Genomic DNA, 18,123 nt, shown 5'->3' with positions numbered 1-18,123 from the left:
AGGGCGGGCCCATTGTCGGCCGCCGGCACGATCTGTTCACGGGCTCTTGTGCCCAATCGACTAGTGAAGCCTCATGACCACGTTGATGCTGGAACGGCCGGAAGACGGCCCCGCCATAGAAACCCTGATCGATACGGCCTTTGGTGCCGAACGCTTCAAGAAGACGGTCTACAAGTTCCGCGACGGCGTGCCGCCCATCCCGGCCCTGTGCTTCGTCGCCTATGACGTGGGCAAGCTGGTCGGCTCCCTGCGCTTCTGGCCGATCCTGGTCAACGGCGATACCGAGGCGATCCTGCTCGGCCCCCTGGCCGTCGATCCCGCCCGGCGGGGCGAGGGGATCGGCGTCGCCCTGATGTGGCACGGCCTGGCCGAGGCCCAGCGCCAGGGCCACCGCATCGTCATCCTGGTGGGTGACTACGACTACTACGCCAAGTTCGGCTTCCGGCGCGAACCGTGCGACCGCCTGGACCTGCCCGGCTGGGTCGACCGCAAGCGCTTCCTTGCCCGGGGCCTGGTGCCGGGTGCGGTCGACAACCTGTCGGGCATGATCGAGAAGTGGGTGCCCGAGGCCGAACGCCGCAAAGACGTCGCGTAACCCTGGTTAACCAAACGGTAGGGCCGCGGCGGTTAGAGTTTCGGTCGTTGGTCCTTCCGTCCGGGGAGCTATGGCGCCGTGCCTGACCGTACTTGTAATTGCTTGGCATGACGACGGGCCTGCGCCTTCGGGTGGTCCTGCTTGCCCTGGCGGCGGTCGTGCCGTTGCTGGCGCTGCTCTTCGCCGGCAGCGTCGCCGACCGGCGGCTGGCGCTCGACGCCGCCCGCAGCCGGGTCGCTGAACTTGCCGCGCGGGGTGCCGGCGAGCAGGCCGAAGTCCTCAGGGATACCCGCCTGCTGCTGGGGCTGCTCGCCACCATGCCGGCCGTGGCCGAGGCTGTTCCCGGGACCTGCCACGAGACCCTGAAGGCGATCGCCGGTGCCCGGCCGCAATTTGCCACCATGGGCGTCATCGGCATCGATCGCACCCTCCTCTGTCACAGCCTGATCACCGAGCAGCGTCCCGGTTTCGGTACCGAATTGTTCACCCGGGTGACCGCCCCCGATGCGCCCGGCTTCGTGGTCGGCGGGCTGGTGATGAGCAAGACCACCGGCAAGCCTACGATCGTTGCCGCCAGTCCCCTGCCACTCCCCGGCGGCACGGGCATGATCTTCATCAGCATCAATCTGGAATGGCTTTCGCAACTCGCGGGCCAGGCCATCGACAGCCCCGACCAGACTGTCCTGGTGATGGAGCCGCAGTCGGGTGCCGTGCTGGCGCGCTCGCCCGATAGCGCCCGCTGGGTCGGCCGGACGGTTCCCGACGAAGCGCTGGCCCGCCTTCTCGCCGCACAGCCCCAGGGCGGCATCGCCAGGATTCGCGACCTCGACGGTGTCGAGCGGATCTTCGGCTTCGCCCCGCTGCCCGACGGGTTTTCCGGCGCGGTGCTGGCGGTCGGCCTGTCCCGCGCCGCCGTGCTTGCCGGCGCCGACCAGCGGATGATGATCGGCCTCGGCCTGGCCCTGGCGGTCAGCCTGGGGGCCACGATTCTGGCGTGGTGGCTGGGCGATCGTTTCCTGGTCAGGCCCATTGCCGCCCTCGGCCGGGCTGCCAGGCGCTTTGGCGGCGGCGATTTCACGGCGCGGGCGAACCTGTCGTCCTGGCATGCGGCGGAACTCCTGGCCCTCGACCGCACCCTGGCCGACATGGCGGGGGCCCTGGCGGCGGCGCAGGAGAAACTGTCGGACAGCGAGGCGCGCTACCGCCTGCTGGCCGAGAATTCGACCGACATGATCTTCCGCCTCGATCTCGATTTCGTGCGCCGTTACGTGTCTCCCGCCAGCCGCGAGATCCTGGGCTACGCGCCCGAGGAGCTGATGGGGATCAGGCCGGTCAACCAGGTCCACCCCGATGATGCGGCACGGGTCGAGGCGGTGTTCCGCCAGGTGGCTGCCGGGCGCGACCGGGCCTCGGTGGCCAATCGCATCCGCCACCGCGACGGCCGCTGGATCTGGGTCGAGGCCGAGTTGCGGCTGGTGCGCGACCCGGTGACGGGCCAGCCCGCGGCGCTCCTGGGCGCATTGCGCGACATCTCCGACCGCAAGGCGGCCGAGGCGGCGCTGAAAGACAGCGAGGAACGCTACCGCCTGCTGGCCGACAATGCGACCGACATGATCATGCGCCTGGGCACTGATTTTCACTGCTTCTACGTCTCGCCGGCGATCCGCGATCTCCTGGGCTACGACCCGGTCGACATCGAGGGCACGGACCTGCGCGCCATCCTCTGTCCCGACGATCTGCCGGCGATCGAGGCGGTGCTCGCGTCGCCCGATGCGGATCATGGCCGCGCCAGCGTGCGCTGCCGTGGCCGGCGCGTGGACGGCTCCTACGTCTGGGTCGAGGCCAACGTGCGCAGGCTGGCCGAGGGCCAAGGCTATCTCGCGGTGGTGCGCGACATCACCCGTGCCAAGGCCGCCGAGGCGCAGATCGCCGAGGCCAACGACCGCCTGGCCAAGGCCAACCAGATGCTCGAGGCCTGGGCGCTCGAAGACGCCCTGACCGGCCTCGCCAATCGGCGGCACTTCGACGGCGCGCTCGACCGCGAATTCCGCCGGGCGATCAGGGCGGGGAATTCGCTGGCGCTGATCATGATCGATGTCGACTATTTCAAGGCCTACAACGACTACTACGGCCACCCGGCGGGCGACACCTGCCTGCGCGCCGTCAGCCAGTGCGTGCTGCGCATGATCGAGCGTCCCGGCGACATTGCCGCGCGCTATGGCGGGGAGGAAATCGTGGTCCTGCTGCCCGGGACCGATGCCATGGGCGCCCAGGCGGTGGCCGAGAAGATCAGGCTGGCGGTGCGCGAACTGGCCATCCGCCATGGTGGCGATCCCAGCGGCTTCCTCGCGGTCAGTGCCGGTGTCGCCGCCATGCTCCCGCTCAAGGGCCAGCATCGCTCGTCCGATCTCGTCGGCCAGGCCGACCGGGCGCTCTATGCCGCCAAGCTCGCGGGGCGCAACCGCATCGTCGTCGACTCGGTGGACGACGAGCCGGCCAAGGGCGACCTCTTCGGCTGAGCCGGCTTTCGCCGAACCCGCCCTGCTATGCGCAGGGGCTTTTCAGGCGCCCCGCAGCCGTGCCAAGAATGAGCGGTCAGTCGGCTTATTCGACGTCACGCGAGGGAAGCTCATCATGTCCAATCACCTCAAATTCTACATCGACGGCGCCTGGGTCGATCCCATTACCCCCGCCACCCTCGACGTGATCAACCCGGCGACCGAGGAGCCCTATACCAAGATCTCGGTCGGCAATGCCGACGACGTGAATCGCGCGGTGGCCGCCGCCAAGGCTGCCTTCCCCAGCTACACCAAGACCACCAAGGCCGAGCGTCTGGCCTTCCTCGAGCGCCTGCTCGAAGTCTACAATGCGCGCTACGAGGACATCGCCCAGGCGGTGACGCAGGAGATGGGCGCGCCGCTCTCGTTTGCCCGCGCGGCCCAGGCCTGGGCCGGCCAGGTCCACCTGGAAGCGACCATCAAGGCACTCCGGGAATACGAGTTCGAACATGCCCGGGGCAAGACCCGCATGGTCAAGGAAGGCATCGGCGTCGTCGGCCTGATCACGCCGTGGAACTGGCCGCTCAACCAGATCGTCTGCAAGGTGGCGCCAGCGCTCGCCGCCGGCTGCACCATGGTGCTGAAACCCTCGGAAATCGCGCCGATCAGCGGCATCGTCTTTGCCGAGATCGTCGATGCGATCGGCCTGCCCAAGGGCGTGTTCAACCTGGTGAACGGCGACGGGCCCTCGGTCGGCCAGGTCATCGCCTCGCACCCCGATGTCGACATGGTCTCCTTCACCGGCTCGACCCGCGCCGGCATCATCGTCGCCAAGTCGGCTGCCGACACGGTGAAGCGCGTGGCCCAGGAACTGGGCGGCAAGTCGGCCAACATCATCCTGCCCGACGCCGACCTCGCCGATGCTGTCACCCAGGGCGTGGGCGCCTGCTTCGGCAATTCCGGCCAGTCCTGTGATGCGCCCACCCGCATGTTCGTGCCGGCGGCTGCCCATGCCCAGGCCCTGGCGGTTGCCAAGGCCGCGGCCGAGACCCACAAGGTCGGCGACCCCAATGCCGAGGATACGGTGCTGGGCCCGGTGGTCAGTCAGGTGCAGTACGACAAGATCCAGCGCCTGATCAAATCCGGCATCGACGAGGGGGCGACCCTGGTCACCGGCGGCCTGGGCCGGCCCGACGGCCTCAACCGCGGCTACTACGTCCGCCCGACCATCTTCGGCGACGTGAAGCACGAGATGACCATCTCGCGCGAAGAGATCTTCGGCCCGGTGCTGTCGATCCTGCCTTATGAGTCGGAAGACGAGGCGATCGCCAAGGCCAACGACACGGTCTATGGCCTGGCCGCCTATGTCCAGTCCAAGGACCTCGCCCACGCCCGCGAAGTGGCGCGCGAGCTGCGTGCCGGCACGGTCAACATCAACTATCCGGATTGGGATACGCATTCGGCCTTCGGTGGTTACAAACAGTCCGGCAACGGCCGCGAATACGCCGACTGGGGCATCCACGACTTCCTGGAGCTCAAGAGCATCGTGGGCTACGGGGAGTAATCTTGCCGGAAACAGCGCAGGACCGGTTTGCAGGCCGGTCCTGCGTCCTTCGACAGGCTCAGGATGAGGAAAGCCTTTATGGCAAAAAGATTGTCCTCATGGTGAGCCTGTCGAACCACGCACTCTCGATTTCCAAGCGTCATTCCAGCGAAAGCTGGAATCCATGTCGGCAACACTCTGGATCAGAATGGATTCCAGCTTTCGCTGGAATGACGGCAAGAAGGCGGAATTGGTGTACCAGCGGCGGCGACGCCTGTCGCGTGGACTTCGAGCAGTATCACTGAGGAGATTGTGATGGCCGACCATTCTGCCGTGCGCAACCCTAACCGGCCGCCGACCCATCCGGGAGAGGCGATCGAGGATATTCTCCTCGATGTCAAGCTGCCCAAGGCAGAGATCGCCCGCCTGCTCGGCATCTCGCGGCAGCACCTCTACGATATCATCGCCATGCGCAAGCCGGTCTCGCCGACGGTGGCGGTGCGCCTGGGCAAGCTCTTCGGCGACGGCCCTGGCATCTGGATCCGCATGCAGGCCGCCCACGACACCTGGCATGCCGAGCGCGATGTCGACGTCAGCGGTATCCCGACCATTCGGGCGGCGTGAGGTTCTCTTCCTGAATCTGGGCACCACTCTCAATCGTCATGACCGGGCTTGTCCCGGTCATCGCTTGTCCCGGTCATCCACGTCGGGACGAGCCACATCTGTTGACGGCATAGGCAGCTTGGCGACGTGGATGGCCGGGACTTCGCCCGGCCATGACGACGAGAGGCGTGTTCAGGCATGAACGTAATCCATGAGATATCAAATCCCGGACACCCATGGGCTTTCGCCGGAATGACGGGGGAGGGGGTTACCGCCCCTCCCAACTGCCCACCACCCGGTAGATCGCTTTCACCCGGTCGGCTTCGATCGGGATGTCCCGCATCACCGGGCTGAACTCCCTCAGCATCAGCATGTCGTCCGACTGGCGCACGAACTGCTTCACGTAAGCCTCGTGGTCGCCCAGTTCGACGACGACGAAGCAGCCTTTCACCGGGGGCAGGTTGGGGTTGATGAAGAGGAGGTCGCCGGCCTGGTATTTGGGCTCCATCGAGTCGCCCACGGCGTAGACGGCGAAGGCGTTGCCCACGCCGTCGAGCTGGGCCGGGCGGAAGACGTGTTCGAGCGCGTTGCCCTGGTCGACGAACAGGGCGTTGGCGCCGCCCCGCGCCGCCCCGCAGACGGGCAGGTCGCGCGCCGGCATGCCGCCGGGGCCGGTGGCCCAGGGCCGGAGGGGGCCGACGGCGTGGGCGCGGGGCCGGGTTCGGGCGGCAGCAGGTCCTTGGGCTCGCAGTTCAGGGCGCGGGCCAGGCGCAGCATCCAGTCCACGGTCAGGCGGCGTTCGCCCCGTTCGAGCTTGACGATCTGCGAGCGGCCGGTTTCCGCCCGCTCCGCCAGTTGGTCCTGGGTCAGGCCCGCGCGGCGGCGCAATTCGGCCAGACGGTTCTGCACAAGAGTGCTCCCATTACGTGTCAGTGTTTTATACAACATTTGCCCGGATTGGGCAAATAGTTCTTGAAATGTTCTCTTTTAACCCTATCCTTTGCCGATCAGGCGACGGGGAGGGATGCGGATGTGGACGGCGGAAATGGTTGAACTGCGCCTGGAGGAAGCCGCCGACACCCTGCGCCGCCTACCCGATGCCGAGGCACGGTTTCGCCTCGGCCTGCGTTCCGCTTGGCCCGAAGTGGTGCGCGACGCGGTCACCGCCTATGGCGCCGACGGGCCCAAGGTGAGCCTGGGGCCGCCCAGCCCCGGCGCCATCGATCGGCTGGAGGCGACCATCGACTGGCTGCGCTGGCTGAGCGAGCCGCAGCGGCGCATCGCCTGGGCCCTGGCCAGCGGCATTTCGGTGGCCAAGCTCGCGCGCCTGATCGGCTGCCATCGCAACACGGTGGCCAACCGCCAGGCCGCCGCCCTGCGCATCGTCGCGGACCACCTGAATGAGGGGGCGCCGTCTCTCGCGGGCCTTGCCAAGGATGGGCCGGGCCGCCACCCTTGATGGCGCGGAAACGGGGCGAGGGCGCAATGGTACCAGTGGAGAACTTGGCCCTGCTCGAGGAAATCCTCGACACTTGGCGCGGCCAGATCGGCGGCGACTTCACGGCCTATCGCAATCACGTCTACCGCATGGCGAATTTCTGCTTCGCCCTGCGCGACTGTAATGGGGAAGATCGCGACAAGATCGCGATCGCCGGCGCGTTCCACGACATCGGCATCTGGTCGGACGGCACCTTCGACTATCTGCCGCCGTCGGTCCGCCGCGCCCGCGACTATCTGCAGGCGACCGGGCGCGAGGCCTGGGCCGCCGAGATCGAGCTGATGGTCGACATGCACCACAAGCTCAAGGCCTATGCGGACGACCGCTATCCCCTGGTCGAGGTCTTCCGCAAGGCGGACCTGGTCGACGTGTCGCTGGGGCTGGTCACCTTCGGCGTGCCGCGCCGCTTCATCCGCGAGGTGAAGCGCGCCTTTCCCAACACCGGCTTCCACAAGCGCCTGGTGCAGCTCACCGGCGGCTGGCTGGCCAAGCATCCGATCAGCCCGCCACCGTTCTTCAAGTGGTGAAGGGGTAACAGACCAGCCGTCATCCCGGCGAAGGCCGGGATCCATCGGCGTGCAAGGGGGCCTGAAAACCAGTATCGCGCGATAGGTTGCGCGTGCCATTCCAATGGATCCGGGCCTTCGCCGGGATGACACTGATGGGGTTGCAAGCTGCGGCGCGAACTGTTCCGTCAGAATGCGCTCGCCCACAAATCGCCGTCATCCCGGCGAAGGCCGGGATCCACCGATGGGCAAGGGCTGGAACCGAAACCAGGATCTCGGCGCCGTCCGGGCCTGCCATTTCCGTGGATCCCCGCCTTCGCGGGGATGACGGCTGAGAGGTTACATCGGCCGGCGATGGCCTTGATCAAGGCGCGAACTGTTCCGTCAGGATGTGCTCGCCGAGCGCGCCGCCGAGATCGAACAGCAGTTGCAGGCCGATTCAGGTGCGCGGTTGTTATCCTCAGCATTACGCCAAAGTGTAGCGTGTGGCAGCAATGTCAGCGCATAGTCCGCGAACGTATGCGTGCGAGATGGACATAGTAAGTTAGTCCACACGAAAACAGGAAGAAGCCCAAAACGGCATAAGCTGTATTCCAGCCAGGGTCTTTCAATGAGATGACGAAAGCGAAGATCGATGCGGCGGTCATGAAAAGAGAACTGCCTAAAAGATAGTACAACCGCCTCTTTGTGATCTTTCGTGCCTGGTCCTCAATGGCCTCGTTGATCGACATTCTTATTGCCGTTTCCTCAAGCCCTTGTGTTAAGCGTCTCATAAAAATCGCCGAAATCGCAATAAAGATAACAAAAATTGCGCTGATGATCGTTATTGCGATGTCTAGATCAAGAGCCGACAACAGAATGAATTGGGCAATAAGCCAAGCGACAAAGGCTACAAACCATCGCTTGATCGCAGTCTCTATTCGTATCTTGTTCTCGGGCGTGACGAGATAGCCTTTGCCAAGTCTCCCAGCAGGCGGAAAAAAATACGTCTGCCCCGCTACAGACCTGAAAAAAATCTGCGACTGGTTTTTGACAAAGGACATCAGGTTCCCTCTCTGAAAACATTCTACTTAAGAGGGTAGTTTTGTCCACTGGCTTGGGATCTACGGCGCGAACTGTTCCGTCAGGATGCGTTCGCCCAGCGCGCCGCCGGGGTCGAACAGGAGTTGCAGGTCGATCTCGCGGTCTTCACTGATCTCGACCTCGATGATGTTGCGCACTTCCTTGTTGTCGGCGACCGCCGAGACCGGGCGCTTGTCGGCTTCCAGCACTTCCAGGCGCACCTGCGCCTCCTGCTGCAGCAGGGCGCCGCGCCAGCGCCGGGGGCGGAAGGCGCTGATCGGGGTGAGCGCCAGGACGCCGGTATTGAGCGGCAGGATCGGGCCGTGGGCCGAGAGGTTGTAGGCGGTGCTGCCGGCCGGGGTGGAGAGCAGGATGCCGTCGCAGGTGAGCGAATCGAGGCGCATGCGGCCGTCGACGAAGATGCGGATGCGGGCCGCCTGGTGGGTCTCGCGGAACAGCGAGACCTCGTTGATCGCCAGGGCCTCGCTGATCCGGCCGTTGCGGCCGTGCGCGCGCATGCGCAAAGGGTGCAGCACGGAGGATTCGGCGACCGCGAGGCGCACCAGCAGGTCGTCCTCGGCGTAAGGGTTCATCAGGAACCCCAGGGTGCCCTGGTTCATGCCGTAGATCGGCAGGCGCAGGTCGGCGAAGGTGCCGCCCATCATCTGGTGCAGGCAATGCAGCATCAGGCCGTCGCCGCCCAGGGCCACGATCACGTCGGCATTGTCGCCCGCCTCGCCATAGCGGTCGCGCAGGCGCCGCAGCGCCGCCTGGGCTTCCTTCGCGTCCGACGCGATGAAGGTGATGCGTTCGCGAGCCATGACCGATTACAAGGGGGAAGGGGACGGATGGGCAGGGGGCATACGGGATCAGCCGCCGGTGGTGCTCATGTGGCGGGCAACGGCCGGCCGGGCGCCGGGGCGGTCGATGACGAAGTCGTGGCCCTTGGGCTTGCGGGCGATGGCTTCGTCGAGTGCCGCATCGATGTCGCCGCCGCCGCGCAGCACCGCGCGCAGGTCGGCCGAATCCTCCTGGCCTAAGCACATGTAGAGGGTGCCGGTGCAGGTCAGGCGCACGCGGTTGCAGGTCTCGCAGAAATTGTGGGTCAACGGCGTGATGAAGCCGATGCGCCGCCCGGTCTCGGTCACATGGACATAGCGTGCCGGGCCGCCGGTGCGGTGGCCGCTCTCGCTCATGGCATAGCGCTGGGCCAGACGCGCCCGGACCTGGGTCAGGGGCAGGTAGTGATCGGTGCGGTCGCCGTCGATGTCGCCCAGCGGCATGGTCTCGATGAAGGTGATGTCCATGCCCTGCCCATGGGCCCAGTCGACCAGCGGGATCAGTTGATCCTCGTTGATGCCCTTCAGCGCCACGGTGTTGATCTTCACCGCGATGCCGGCATCCTGGGCGGCACGAATGCCGTCGAGCACGACGCCTAGGTCGCCCCGGCGGGTGATCGCCTTGAAGGCAGCGGGATCCAGCGTGTCGACGCTGACATTGATGCGCTTCACCCCCGCCGCCGCCAGTTCGGGCGCGAACAGGGCCAGGCGGCTGCCGTTGGTGGTCAGGGTCAGTTCGTCGAGGTCGCCTGACCGTAGGTGGCGGGAGAGGCCGCGGATCAGGTCCATCAGGCCGCGGCGCACCAGGGGCTCGCCCCCGGTCAGGCGCAGGCGGCGCAGGCCCGGCGGATGAAGGCCGAGCACAGCCGGTCCAGCTCGTCATAGGTCAGCAGGTCGGCCTTGGGCAGGAAGGTCATTTCCTCGGCCATGCAATACTGGCAGCGGAAATCGCAGCGATCGGTGACCGAAACGCGCAGATAGGTGATGGTCCGCTGGAACGGATCGATCAGCGGGGTCACAGGGGCCTTCGGCCGGTTCTGGGCGCCATCCATAGGCGATATATAGGCACGATTGCGCCGCCGTCACCATCGCTTGCCGCGCATGGCGGCCCTTGACCCCGCTCGCCCCAGCGCGAACCATCCAGGCCGCACAAGAAACGGGCGGGGGAATCATGGGCGGCCGGCATCTTCTGGCGATCGATCAGGGCACGACATCGACCAGGGCGATCCTGTTCGGCGAGGATGGCAGCCCGCGTTTCGAGGCCCGCCGGGAATTGCGCCAGATCTACCCGGCGCAGGGCTGGGTCGAGCATGACGGCGAGGAAATCTGGACCGCCACCCTGGAGGTGGCGCGCGAGGTGCTGGGCGCCAGCGGCATTTCCGCCCGCGAAGTGGCCGCCATCGGCATCACCAACCAGCGCGAGACCACGTGCGTGTGGGAACGGCGCACCGGCCGCCTGTTGCACCACGCCATCGTCTGGCAGGACCGGCGCACGGCCGAGACCTGCGCCCGCCTGCGGGCCGCGGGGGCGGAGGCGATGGTTGCGGCCAAGACCGGCCTGCTCATCGATCCTTATTTCTCCGGCACCAAGCTCGCCTGGATCCTCGACCATGTGCCCGAGGCGCGGCATCTGGCGGCGCGGGGGGAGCTGGCCTTCGGCACCATCGACAGCTTCCTACTGTGGCGCCTGACCGGCGGCCGGGTCCACGCGACCGACGCGACCAATGCCGCCCGCACCCTGCTGTTCGACATCAACACCCAGAAATGGGACCAGGGCCTGCTGGACCTGATCGACGTGCCGGCCAATGTCCTGCCGGAAGTGCGCGATTGCGCCGGGGATTTCGGCGAGACGGAACCCGGCCTGTTCGGCGCGGCGATTGCCATCCGCGGCATTGCCGGCGACCAGCAGTCGGCCGCGATCGGCCAGGCCTGCTTCGCGCCCGGCTCGATCAAGGCGACCTACGGCACCGGCTGTTTCGTCCTGGTGAATACCGGTGATGCACCCATCGCTTCGCATCACCGCCTGCTCTCGACCGTGGCCCTGCGGCAGGCGGGGCGGCCGAGCTTCGCCCTGGAAGGCTCGATCTTCGTGGCCGGGGCGGCGGTGCAGTGGCTGCGCGACGGCCTGCGCCTGTTCAAGGGCGCGGCCGAGACCGAGGCGCTGGCAAGGGCGGCCCGGCCCGATTCCGCCGTCTACATGGTGCCGGCCTTCACCGGTCTGGGCGCCCCGCACTGGAACCCGGATGCCCGGGGCGCGATCCTGGGGCTGACCCGTGATACCGGCATCGCCGAGATCGTGCGGGCAACCCTGGAGGCCATCGCCTTCCAGACCCGCGACCTGATCGAGGCGATCGGCAACGACCTGGCCGAGCAGGGCCGGCCGCGCCCGGCGTCCCTGCGGGTCGATGGCGGCATGGTGGTGAACGACTGGGCCATGCAGTTCCTGGCCGACATGCTGGGCATTCCCGTGGAACGGCCCAAGGTGACCGAGACCACCGCCCTGGGGGCCGCCTTCCTGGCCGGGTTGGGGGCGGGGATCTATAAATCCACCGACGACCTGGCCCGCACCTGGGCGCTGGACCGCCGTTTCGAGCCGCGCATGAGCGCGCCTGAACGGGCCGACCGCTGGGCTGGCTGGCAGCAGGCGGTGGCGCGGGTGGTGTCGCGGCCCTAGGGCCGTTCGACGCGTCATCCCTTTGGTGGCGTTGCTTCCGCGCGTCATTCCAGCCATATGATGCGGTTGTGGCAATACCGAGGAGCGGATGCAGGCGAGCGCAAGGCGTGGCCGCCCCCTGATCTGGCGCGTCAGACGGAAGCCTCGGGTGGAGGAGCCGTCGCTGGCGGACAGCCCGGTGATCGAACTGATGCGGGCGCGGCAGGCGGCCGGTTCCAAGCCCGGCGCCCGGCAGGATGCCTATCGCCTCGCCGTGGTCATCGAGGGCGGCGGCATGCGGGGCGTGGTCGCCGGCGGCATGGTTTCGGCCCTCGAGGTCCTGGGGCTGCTCGACACCATCGATGCGGTCTACGGCACCTCGGCCGGGGCCTGCGCCGGGGCCTATCTGCTGGCCGGCCAGGCGCTGGACGGCACCCGCATCTTCTACGAGGACATCAACAACAAGGCCTTCCTGCGCTTCGGCCGCGCCCTGATCGGCCGGCCGGTGATGAACACGGATTATCTGATCGACAACGTGATCGGCGAGATCCGCGCGCTCGATGCCGAACGGGTGATCGCCTCGCCGATTCCCCTGGTCATGATGGCGACCGACGTGGCGACCGGCGCCGCCGTCGGCTTGCGGGGGTTTCGCAATCGCGCCGCCGTCCTCAACAGCCTGCGGGCCAGCACCAGGCTGCCCATGGTCGGTGGCCGGCCGGTCCCCGGCGCCGACGGCCGGCTGCTGGTCGATGGCGCCCTGTCGGCCCCGATCCCGGTGGCCCTGGCGGCGGCGGAGGGGGCGACTCACCTCCTGGTGCTGTCGACCCGGCCCGATGTCTCGGGCCTCGATGGCGGGCCCAGCCGGTCCTGGTTCGCGCGCCTGCTGGCCCGCCGCGTCTCGCCGGCGGTGGCCGCCGCCTATCTCGCCCGGCCGCAGCTCTACCTCAAGCTGGCCGCCAGCCTGCTCGACGCGCATCTGCCGGGGCCGGGCAACCCCCATCTCGCCGTGATCCGCCCGGCGCGGCCGCTGCGCGAAATCGGCAAGGTCGAGCGGCGGCGGGTCCGGCTGTTGCGCGGCGCCTCGGCCGGCTGGTCGGCCATTGCGACGCTGTTCGGTGACGAGACGGACTCGCCCTTCGCCGACCTGCCGCCGCTTCGCCTGCGACAGCGGATGCGTATGGGCATTCCGTTGTATGGTCGGCGTCGCCAGGAATAATCGCGGGTTGCATGGTGATCAGACGCAGACGGGTATTGTTCATCAGCGGTTTCGATCCGCGCGGGCCGCGCCACTATTACGAGCTGTGGCGGGAGGAAGCGCCCAAGGCCGCCGCGACCGCCGGCCCCGGCACCGCCTACCATCTGGGGCCGCCCCGGCGGCATGGCGGGCAAGTGTTCGAGTGGACCCTCACCGGCGAGACCCGGGTCGGCGGCGAGACCGTGGCGACCGAGACCCGGTTCGAGTTCCTGCGCTGGGACGACGTGGTCCGCCGCATGTGGCCGCGGCCGGACTGGTCGATCGTGCGCAGCACGGCGACCACCCTGTGGTGGGGTGTCCGCTACGGCTATTTCAGGCGCATCTTCAAGATCAGGCACTGGTACCTGCTGAATATCCTCGAGCCGGTGTCGACGGTCCTGCTGATCCTCCTGGGGCTGCCGGCGGCGATCTTGCTCCTGCTGTCGCTGGGCCTGTGGGCCGCCGAAGTCGAGGTGCTGTTCGCCCTTGCCGGCGCGCCGCTGGGGCTCTTCGCGTTCAAGCCCATGCTGCGCTGGCTGCAACGGACCAGCAGCGTGCTGTGGCGGATACAGCTCAGCAACTTCTATGCCTGGCAGATCGCCGGCCAGCTTCCCTATCTCGACGCCAAGCTCGATGCCCTGGCGGCGCGGATCGCCGATGCAGCGCGCGAGGGCGGCGTGGACGAGCTCCTGGTCATCGGCCACAGCGTCGGCACGACCCTGGCCATTTCAGCCCTGGGCCGCGCCCTGGCCAGGCGACCGGAGGATTTCGCCGGCGTGCCCCGCCTTGCCTTCGCCACCTTGGGCTCGATGACGCCGCTGCTGGCGCTCGAACCGCGCTCGGCCTGGTTCCGCGATGAAATCGCGCGCATCGCGCTTGATCCGGCCGTGACCTGGGTCGACATCACCGCCGCCTACGACGTGGCTTGTTTCCCCCGGATCGACCCCCTGGAACTGATCGGCCGCGAGCGCCCGCCCGGGGCGCCGGTCAGCCCGAAGCTGGTCTCGCCGCGCTTCCATGTCCTGTTCGGCAAGGAAGGCTATGCCGCGTTGAAGCAGGATCGCTACCAGATGCATACGCAATACCTGATGGCGACGCCGCGCCTGGGCCGTTGCGACTTCTTTGCCATGGTCGCCGGGCCGCTTGCGCTGGCCGAACGCTTTGCCGACACTGCGCCCGACAGGGCCGAGGCCCCGGAGTAGACAGATGGCCGGCTTCCGCCCGCCCAAACCGGAACCCAAGCCAGGCGGCGCGCCGTTCTGGCGGGTGTTGCCCATGTGGCTGCGCGACGGCCTGTCGGTCCTGTCCGACAAGGCCTACACCATGAAGATGGGGCAGGTGCGGATGCCGACCCGCACCTTCTACATGCTGAACGACCCGCCCCTGGTGCGCCGCGTCCTGGCCGAGAGGGCCGACAACTATCCCAAGGACGAGGTGCTGGGCTTCATGCTGCGGCGCCTGATGGGCGACAGCATCTTCACCTCCAACGGCGCCACCTGGAAGCGCCAGCGCGGCATGATGAATCCGGCCTTCGAGGCGGCGCGGGTGAAGGACGTCTTCGCCCAGATGCTGGACGCCACGCGTGACATGGCGGCACGCCTCGACACCGTCGCCGACGGCCGCCCCTACACGATCGATGTCGAGACCACGCACGTTACCGCCGACATCATCCTGCGGACGATCTTCTCCTCGACCATGGAGCAGGGCGCGGCCGAACGGGTCTTCGCCGCCTTCAACGAGTTCCAGGAAATCGCCTTTGCCCACGGCATGCTGCGCATCTTCCGCCTGCCCACCTTCCTGTCGCCCCGCCACGCCCGCGCCGGCCGCGCCGCGCGCGAGATCCGCGGCCTGCTGGAGCCGATGATCCGCGCGCGGCTGGAGCGCATCGCCAGGGGCGAGGCGGTGCCGGCGCGCGATATCCTGGCGGCGATGCTCGAGGCGCGTGACCCCACCGATGGCACGCCCTTCAGCTTCGAGGAGCTTTACGAGCAGGTCGCCATGCTGTTCCTGGCCGGGCACGAAACCTCGGCCAGCGCGCTGGGCTGGACGCTCTACCTGATTGCCAAGCAGCCCGAGGTCCAGGCGCGGCTGCTGGCCGAGGTGACGGCCGTCCTGGGCGACCGGCAACCGGTCTTCAGCGACCTGCGCGGCCTGGAATATACCCGCGCGGTGTTCCGCGAAGCCCTGCGCCTCTACCCGCCCGTCGCCTTCATCGCGCGCACGCCGATCGAGGGCGAATGCCTGCGGGGCAAGGATGTGAAGCCCGGCTCGATCATCTTCGTCTCGCCCTGGATGCTTCATCGCAACCGCAATCATTGGGACGCGCCCGACGAATTCGACGCCGATCGCTTCGAGACCGAGCGCGGCGCCGAGGCGGCGCGCTGCGCCTATCTGCCGTTCAGCATGGGGCCGCGCGTCTGCCTTGGCGCCGCCTTTGCCTTGCAGGAAGCGACCTTGATCCTGGCGACCCTGATCCGGCGCTATCGCTTCGAGGCCGAGCCGGGCCACGAGCCACAGCCGGTGGCGCGGCTGACCTTGCGCTCGGCCAACGGCATCGTGCTGCGTCTCACCCGGCGCAATGCCGACGCCCAGGCCGCCGCCGAATGATCGGTGGCGAGGAAGGGTGCTGATGATTGCCGAGATCATCGCCTGGGCCGGCGGCGCGCTGGGCTTGATCAGCGCCGTCGTCACGCTCGTGACGGCCCATGTGATGTGCCGGCGGGTGCCGGCGCTGGTCGAGCCGGTGACGGCGCGGGCCGTGATGATCGTTCCCGCGACCGGTGATTTGCCGCGGCTGGCGGCCTTCCACGATGCCCTGCTGGCCCAACGCTGCCGGCCAGCGCGGATCGTCTTTGCCGTCGAGTCCGTCGACGACCCGGCCTATGCGCGGCTGCTGGCGCTGGTGGCGTCGAGTCCCTTTTCGATCGATGTGGTGGTGGCGGGGGAGGCGACGGCATCCAGCCAGAAATGCCGCAACCAGGCGTCCGCCCTGCGCCTGTTCGGCCAGAGCGAACCCTATGTGGTGCTGGCCGACATCGACATTCTGCCCCCGCCCGACTGGCTGGGCCATCTGCTGCGGCCGCTCACCCGCGATGTGGCCGATGTCGTCACCGGTTACCGCTGGACGATGCCGGCCGATGCCCGCCCGGCCACCGTCCTGGGGACCTGGATCGACCGGTCGGTCGCAGGGCTGCCCAAGCCCAACGACGGCTGGCTCGCCTGGGGCGGCTCGATTGCCCTGCGCCGGGACGCGGTCGAGCGGCTGGGCCTGCCCGATCTGTTCGAGCGCGAAATTTCCGACGACCTTTCCCTGGCCAAGGCGGCGCGGCGTGCCGGGGCCCGGGTGATCTTCCGGCGCTCGGTCCTGCTGCCGACGCCGGTCGCGCATAGTTTCGCGTCGCTGATCGCCTTCGGGCAGCGGCAATATCAGATGTTCCTGTTCTATCAATGGCCGCTGTGGCTGGCCGCGGCGGTGACGGTGGTGGCCAACCTGTTCGGTTCGGTCGCGCTGCTGTGGCTGGCCTTCCACTCGCCCGCCGGCCTCGCGGCCTATGCTCTCTCGCTGATCATGATCGCTGCCGCCGACCAGCGGCGGCGATCGATGGCGCGCCGGGCGGGGATTGCCCCTGTCGGCGGCGTTGTCGAGGTAATCCTGCGCTTCATGCCGCTGTTGCTGCCGGTCATCCACCTCCTGCATCTGGCGGCCATCGTGCTCAGCCTCGATCGCCGCAAGGTGGTCTGGGGCCATTGCGTCTACCGCATGCGGGGCGGGCGCGTTACGGGGATCGAGCGGCGGCGCTGGTCGTCTATCGTATCGTCCGATGCCAGGGGAGACTGAGGAATGGCCGAATACACGCTCTATTGCTTCGCCCAATCGGGTAACGCCTACAAGCCGGCCCTGTTCCTGGAACTGGCCGGGGCGGACTGGTCCCCGCGCTTCGTCGATTTCTTCAATGGTGAGGCCCGCACCCCGGAATACCAGGCGGTCAATGTGATGGCCGAGGTGCCGGTGCTGGAACACGGGGCTGTGCGCCTGTCGCAGTCGGGCGTCATCCTCGACTACCTGGTCGAGACGCTGGGCCGCTTCGGCTGGCGGGACGACGCGGAACGGCGCGAGATCCTGCGCTGGATCCTGTTCGACAATCACAAGTTCACCTCCTATATCGCGACCTATCGCTTCCTCTTGAACTTCGCGCCCAAGCCGGCCGCGCCGGAGGTGCTCGACTTCCTCAAGGGCCGGGTGCGGGCGGCGGCCAAGGTTCTGGACAGCCATCTGGGCGGGCGCGACTGGGTGGTGGGCGACGGCCTCACGATCGCCGACCTGTCGCTGGCCGGCTATGTCTTCTTCGACACGGAATTCGGCGTCGACTGGAACCATGAGTTCCCGTCGATCGGCGCCTGGGTGCAACGGATCAAGGCCCTGCCGGGCTGGAAGCATCCTTACGACCTGATGCCGGGGCACCCGCTGAAGAAGGCCTGACACCCATGACCCAGCCCGCCATCAGCCGTTTCCCGGTGCCCGAAATCGCCGACCTGCCGCAGGACATTCGCGAGCGCATTCTCGCGGTGCAGGAAAAGTCCGGCTTCGTGCCCAATGTTTTCCTGGTGCTGGCGCGCCGGCCCGATGAATTCCGGGCCTTCTTTGCCTATCACGACGCCCTGATGGACAAGCCCGGCAACCTGACCAAGGCCGAGCGCGAGATGATCGTGGTCGCCACCAGCAATGCCAACCAGTGCCAGTATTGCGTGATCGCCCATGGTGCCATCCTGCGGATCCGCGCCAAGAATCCGCTGATTGCCGACCAGGTCGCGATCAATTACCGCAAGGCCGACATCACGGCGCGGCAGAAGGCCATGCTGGACTTCGCCATGAAGGTGGCGCTCGAGGCCTATGCGGTGGGCGACGACGAGATTGCCGCGTTGAAGGCGCACGGCTTCAGCGACGAGGATGCCTGGGATATCACCGCGATCGCGGCGTTCTTCGCCCTGTCGAACCGCCTGGCCAATGTCACCAGCATGCGCCCCAACGACGAATTTTTTACGTTGGGGCGGTAGTACGAAACCCCAGTCGTCATCCCCGCGAAGACGGGGA

At 67.4% G+C, this 18,123-nt stretch carries 16 protein-coding genes and 2 pseudogenes; 13 read left to right on the top strand and 5 right to left on the bottom strand.

Annotated features, from left to right (window positions below):
- Positions 1-73: 73 nt before the first annotated feature.
- The 4 genes from D3874_RS12855 to D3874_RS12840 all read left to right on the top strand — a co-directional run bounded on the left by D3874_RS12855 (position 74) and on the right by D3874_RS12840 (position 5,260).
- Positions 74-595 (top strand): GNAT family N-acetyltransferase, encoded by a 522-nt coding sequence (locus tag D3874_RS12855; RefSeq protein ID WP_119778440.1) that lies wholly within the window; start codon positions 74-76, stop codon positions 593-595.
- A gap of 107 nt (positions 596-702) precedes the next feature.
- Positions 703-3,114, top strand: a complete 2,412-nt coding sequence (locus D3874_RS12850; RefSeq protein ID WP_119778439.1) for a PAS domain S-box protein — start codon at positions 703-705, stop codon at positions 3,112-3,114.
- Positions 3,115-3,229: 115 nt separating this feature from the next.
- Entirely contained in the window at positions 3,230-4,657 is a 1,428-nt protein-coding gene (locus D3874_RS12845) for an aldehyde dehydrogenase family protein (RefSeq protein WP_119778438.1), read from the top strand.
- 294 nt (positions 4,658-4,951) lie between these two features.
- Complete coding sequence (locus tag D3874_RS12840; protein ID WP_119778437.1) at positions 4,952-5,260, top strand: HigA family addiction module antitoxin; 309 nt, start codon at positions 4,952-4,954, stop codon at positions 5,258-5,260.
- Between the two features lie 247 nt (positions 5,261-5,507).
- Here D3874_RS12840 and D3874_RS30310 read toward each other — a convergent pair whose 3' ends face one another.
- Both D3874_RS30310 and D3874_RS32000 read right to left on the bottom strand, forming a co-directional pair.
- Positions 5,508-5,900 carry a S24 family peptidase gene (locus D3874_RS30310; RefSeq protein ID WP_119778436.1) on the bottom strand — a complete coding sequence of 131 codons (393 nt, stop codon included), beginning with the start codon at positions 5,898-5,900 and terminating at the stop codon, positions 5,508-5,510.
- 71 nt (positions 5,901-5,971) lie between these two features.
- Positions 5,972-6,187: pseudogene (locus tag D3874_RS32000) on the bottom strand (helix-turn-helix transcriptional regulator); the annotation flags it as partial.
- A gap of 97 nt (positions 6,188-6,284) precedes the next feature.
- Between D3874_RS32000 and D3874_RS12825 the strand changes: the two are divergent.
- Both D3874_RS12825 and D3874_RS12820 read left to right on the top strand, forming a co-directional pair.
- Positions 6,285-6,698, top strand: a complete 414-nt coding sequence (locus D3874_RS12825) for a DUF6362 family protein (protein ID WP_147385646.1) — start codon at positions 6,285-6,287, stop codon at positions 6,696-6,698.
- Between the two features lie 26 nt (positions 6,699-6,724).
- Positions 6,725-7,264 (top strand): HD domain-containing protein, encoded by a 540-nt coding sequence (locus tag D3874_RS12820; RefSeq protein WP_119778434.1) that lies wholly within the window; start codon positions 6,725-6,727, stop codon positions 7,262-7,264.
- Positions 7,265-7,740: 476 nt separating this feature from the next.
- Here the strand turns inward: D3874_RS12820 and D3874_RS12815 are convergent, their stop codons facing one another.
- The 3 genes and pseudogenes from D3874_RS12815 to moaA form a co-directional block, all read right to left on the bottom strand.
- Entirely contained in the window at positions 7,741-8,286 is a 546-nt protein-coding gene (locus tag D3874_RS12815; protein ID WP_119778433.1) for a hypothetical protein, read from the bottom strand.
- 60 nt (positions 8,287-8,346) lie between these two features.
- The gene (locus D3874_RS12810) at positions 8,347-9,126 is read right to left on the bottom strand and encodes an NAD kinase (protein ID WP_119778432.1); all 780 of its coding nucleotides are present in this window, start codon (positions 9,124-9,126) and stop codon (positions 8,347-8,349) included.
- A 48-nt stretch (positions 9,127-9,174) separates the two neighbouring features.
- Positions 9,175-10,196 (bottom strand): annotated as a pseudogene (gene moaA, locus D3874_RS12805) (GTP 3',8-cyclase MoaA).
- Between the two features lie 119 nt (positions 10,197-10,315).
- On the opposite strand from moaA, the gene glpK reads away from it, so the two are divergent.
- From glpK to D3874_RS12770, 7 genes are all read left to right on the top strand, one after another.
- The gene (gene glpK / locus D3874_RS12800; RefSeq protein WP_119778431.1) at positions 10,316-11,818 is read left to right on the top strand and encodes a glycerol kinase GlpK; all 1,503 of its coding nucleotides are present in this window, start codon (positions 10,316-10,318) and stop codon (positions 11,816-11,818) included.
- Between the two features lie 148 nt (positions 11,819-11,966).
- Positions 11,967-13,013: a patatin-like phospholipase family protein gene (locus tag D3874_RS12795; RefSeq protein ID WP_158595979.1), complete on the top strand. Its 1,047-nt coding sequence runs from the start codon at positions 11,967-11,969 to the stop codon at positions 13,011-13,013.
- A gap of 11 nt (positions 13,014-13,024) precedes the next feature.
- The gene (locus tag D3874_RS12790) at positions 13,025-14,233 is read left to right on the top strand and encodes a hypothetical protein (protein ID WP_147385645.1); all 1,209 of its coding nucleotides are present in this window, start codon (positions 13,025-13,027) and stop codon (positions 14,231-14,233) included.
- A 4-nt stretch (positions 14,234-14,237) separates the two neighbouring features.
- Positions 14,238-15,638 carry a cytochrome P450 gene (locus tag D3874_RS12785; protein ID WP_199699046.1) on the top strand — a complete coding sequence of 467 codons (1,401 nt, stop codon included), beginning with the start codon at positions 14,238-14,240 and terminating at the stop codon, positions 15,636-15,638.
- A gap of 22 nt (positions 15,639-15,660) precedes the next feature.
- A complete protein-coding gene (locus D3874_RS12780; RefSeq protein ID WP_158595977.1) occupies positions 15,661-16,869 on the top strand; it encodes a glycosyltransferase family 2 protein in 1,209 nt (402 codons plus the stop codon).
- Between the two features lie 3 nt (positions 16,870-16,872).
- Positions 16,873-17,511: a glutathione S-transferase family protein gene (locus D3874_RS12775; RefSeq protein WP_119778427.1), complete on the top strand. Its 639-nt coding sequence runs from the start codon at positions 16,873-16,875 to the stop codon at positions 17,509-17,511.
- A gap of 5 nt (positions 17,512-17,516) precedes the next feature.
- On the top strand, positions 17,517-18,086 hold the full coding sequence (locus D3874_RS12770; RefSeq protein ID WP_119778426.1) for a peroxidase-related enzyme: 570 nt from the start codon (positions 17,517-17,519) through the stop codon (positions 18,084-18,086).
- Positions 18,087-18,123 lie beyond the last annotated feature (37 nt).

The organism is Oleomonas cavernae (genome assembly GCF_003590945.1).
GTDB lineage: Bacteria > Pseudomonadota > Alphaproteobacteria > Zavarziniales > Zavarziniaceae > Zavarzinia > Zavarzinia cavernae.
Note: the sequence above shows the minus strand (reverse complement) of the source record. Positions and strands in the feature narration are given on the sequence as shown.

Coding starts and splice junctions, on each gene's coding strand:
- D3874_RS12855 (WP_119778440.1), top strand. CDS start 74: ATGACCACGTTGATGCTGGAACGGCCGGAAGACGGCCCCGCCATAGAA.
- D3874_RS12850 (WP_119778439.1), top strand. CDS start 703: ATGACGACGGGCCTGCGCCTTCGGGTGGTCCTGCTTGCCCTGGCGGCG.
- D3874_RS12845 (WP_119778438.1), top strand. CDS start 3,230: ATGTCCAATCACCTCAAATTCTACATCGACGGCGCCTGGGTCGATCCC.
- D3874_RS12840 (WP_119778437.1), top strand. CDS start 4,952: ATGGCCGACCATTCTGCCGTGCGCAACCCTAACCGGCCGCCGACCCAT.
- D3874_RS30310 (WP_119778436.1), bottom strand. CDS start 5,900: ATGCCGGCGCGCGACCTGCCCGTCTGCGGGGCGGCGCGGGGCGGCGCC.
- D3874_RS12825 (WP_147385646.1), top strand. CDS start 6,285: ATGGTTGAACTGCGCCTGGAGGAAGCCGCCGACACCCTGCGCCGCCTA.
- D3874_RS12820 (WP_119778434.1), top strand. CDS start 6,725: ATGGTACCAGTGGAGAACTTGGCCCTGCTCGAGGAAATCCTCGACACT.
- D3874_RS12815 (WP_119778433.1), bottom strand. CDS start 8,286: ATGTCCTTTGTCAAAAACCAGTCGCAGATTTTTTTCAGGTCTGTAGCG.
- D3874_RS12810 (WP_119778432.1), bottom strand. CDS start 9,126: ATGGCTCGCGAACGCATCACCTTCATCGCGTCGGACGCGAAGGAAGCC.
- glpK (WP_119778431.1), top strand. CDS start 10,316: ATGGGCGGCCGGCATCTTCTGGCGATCGATCAGGGCACGACATCGACC.
- D3874_RS12790 (WP_147385645.1), top strand. CDS start 13,025: ATGGTGATCAGACGCAGACGGGTATTGTTCATCAGCGGTTTCGATCCG.
- D3874_RS12785 (WP_199699046.1), top strand. CDS start 14,238: ATGGCCGGCTTCCGCCCGCCCAAACCGGAACCCAAGCCAGGCGGCGCG.
- D3874_RS12780 (WP_158595977.1), top strand. CDS start 15,661: ATGATTGCCGAGATCATCGCCTGGGCCGGCGGCGCGCTGGGCTTGATC.
- D3874_RS12775 (WP_119778427.1), top strand. CDS start 16,873: ATGGCCGAATACACGCTCTATTGCTTCGCCCAATCGGGTAACGCCTAC.
- D3874_RS12770 (WP_119778426.1), top strand. CDS start 17,517: ATGACCCAGCCCGCCATCAGCCGTTTCCCGGTGCCCGAAATCGCCGAC.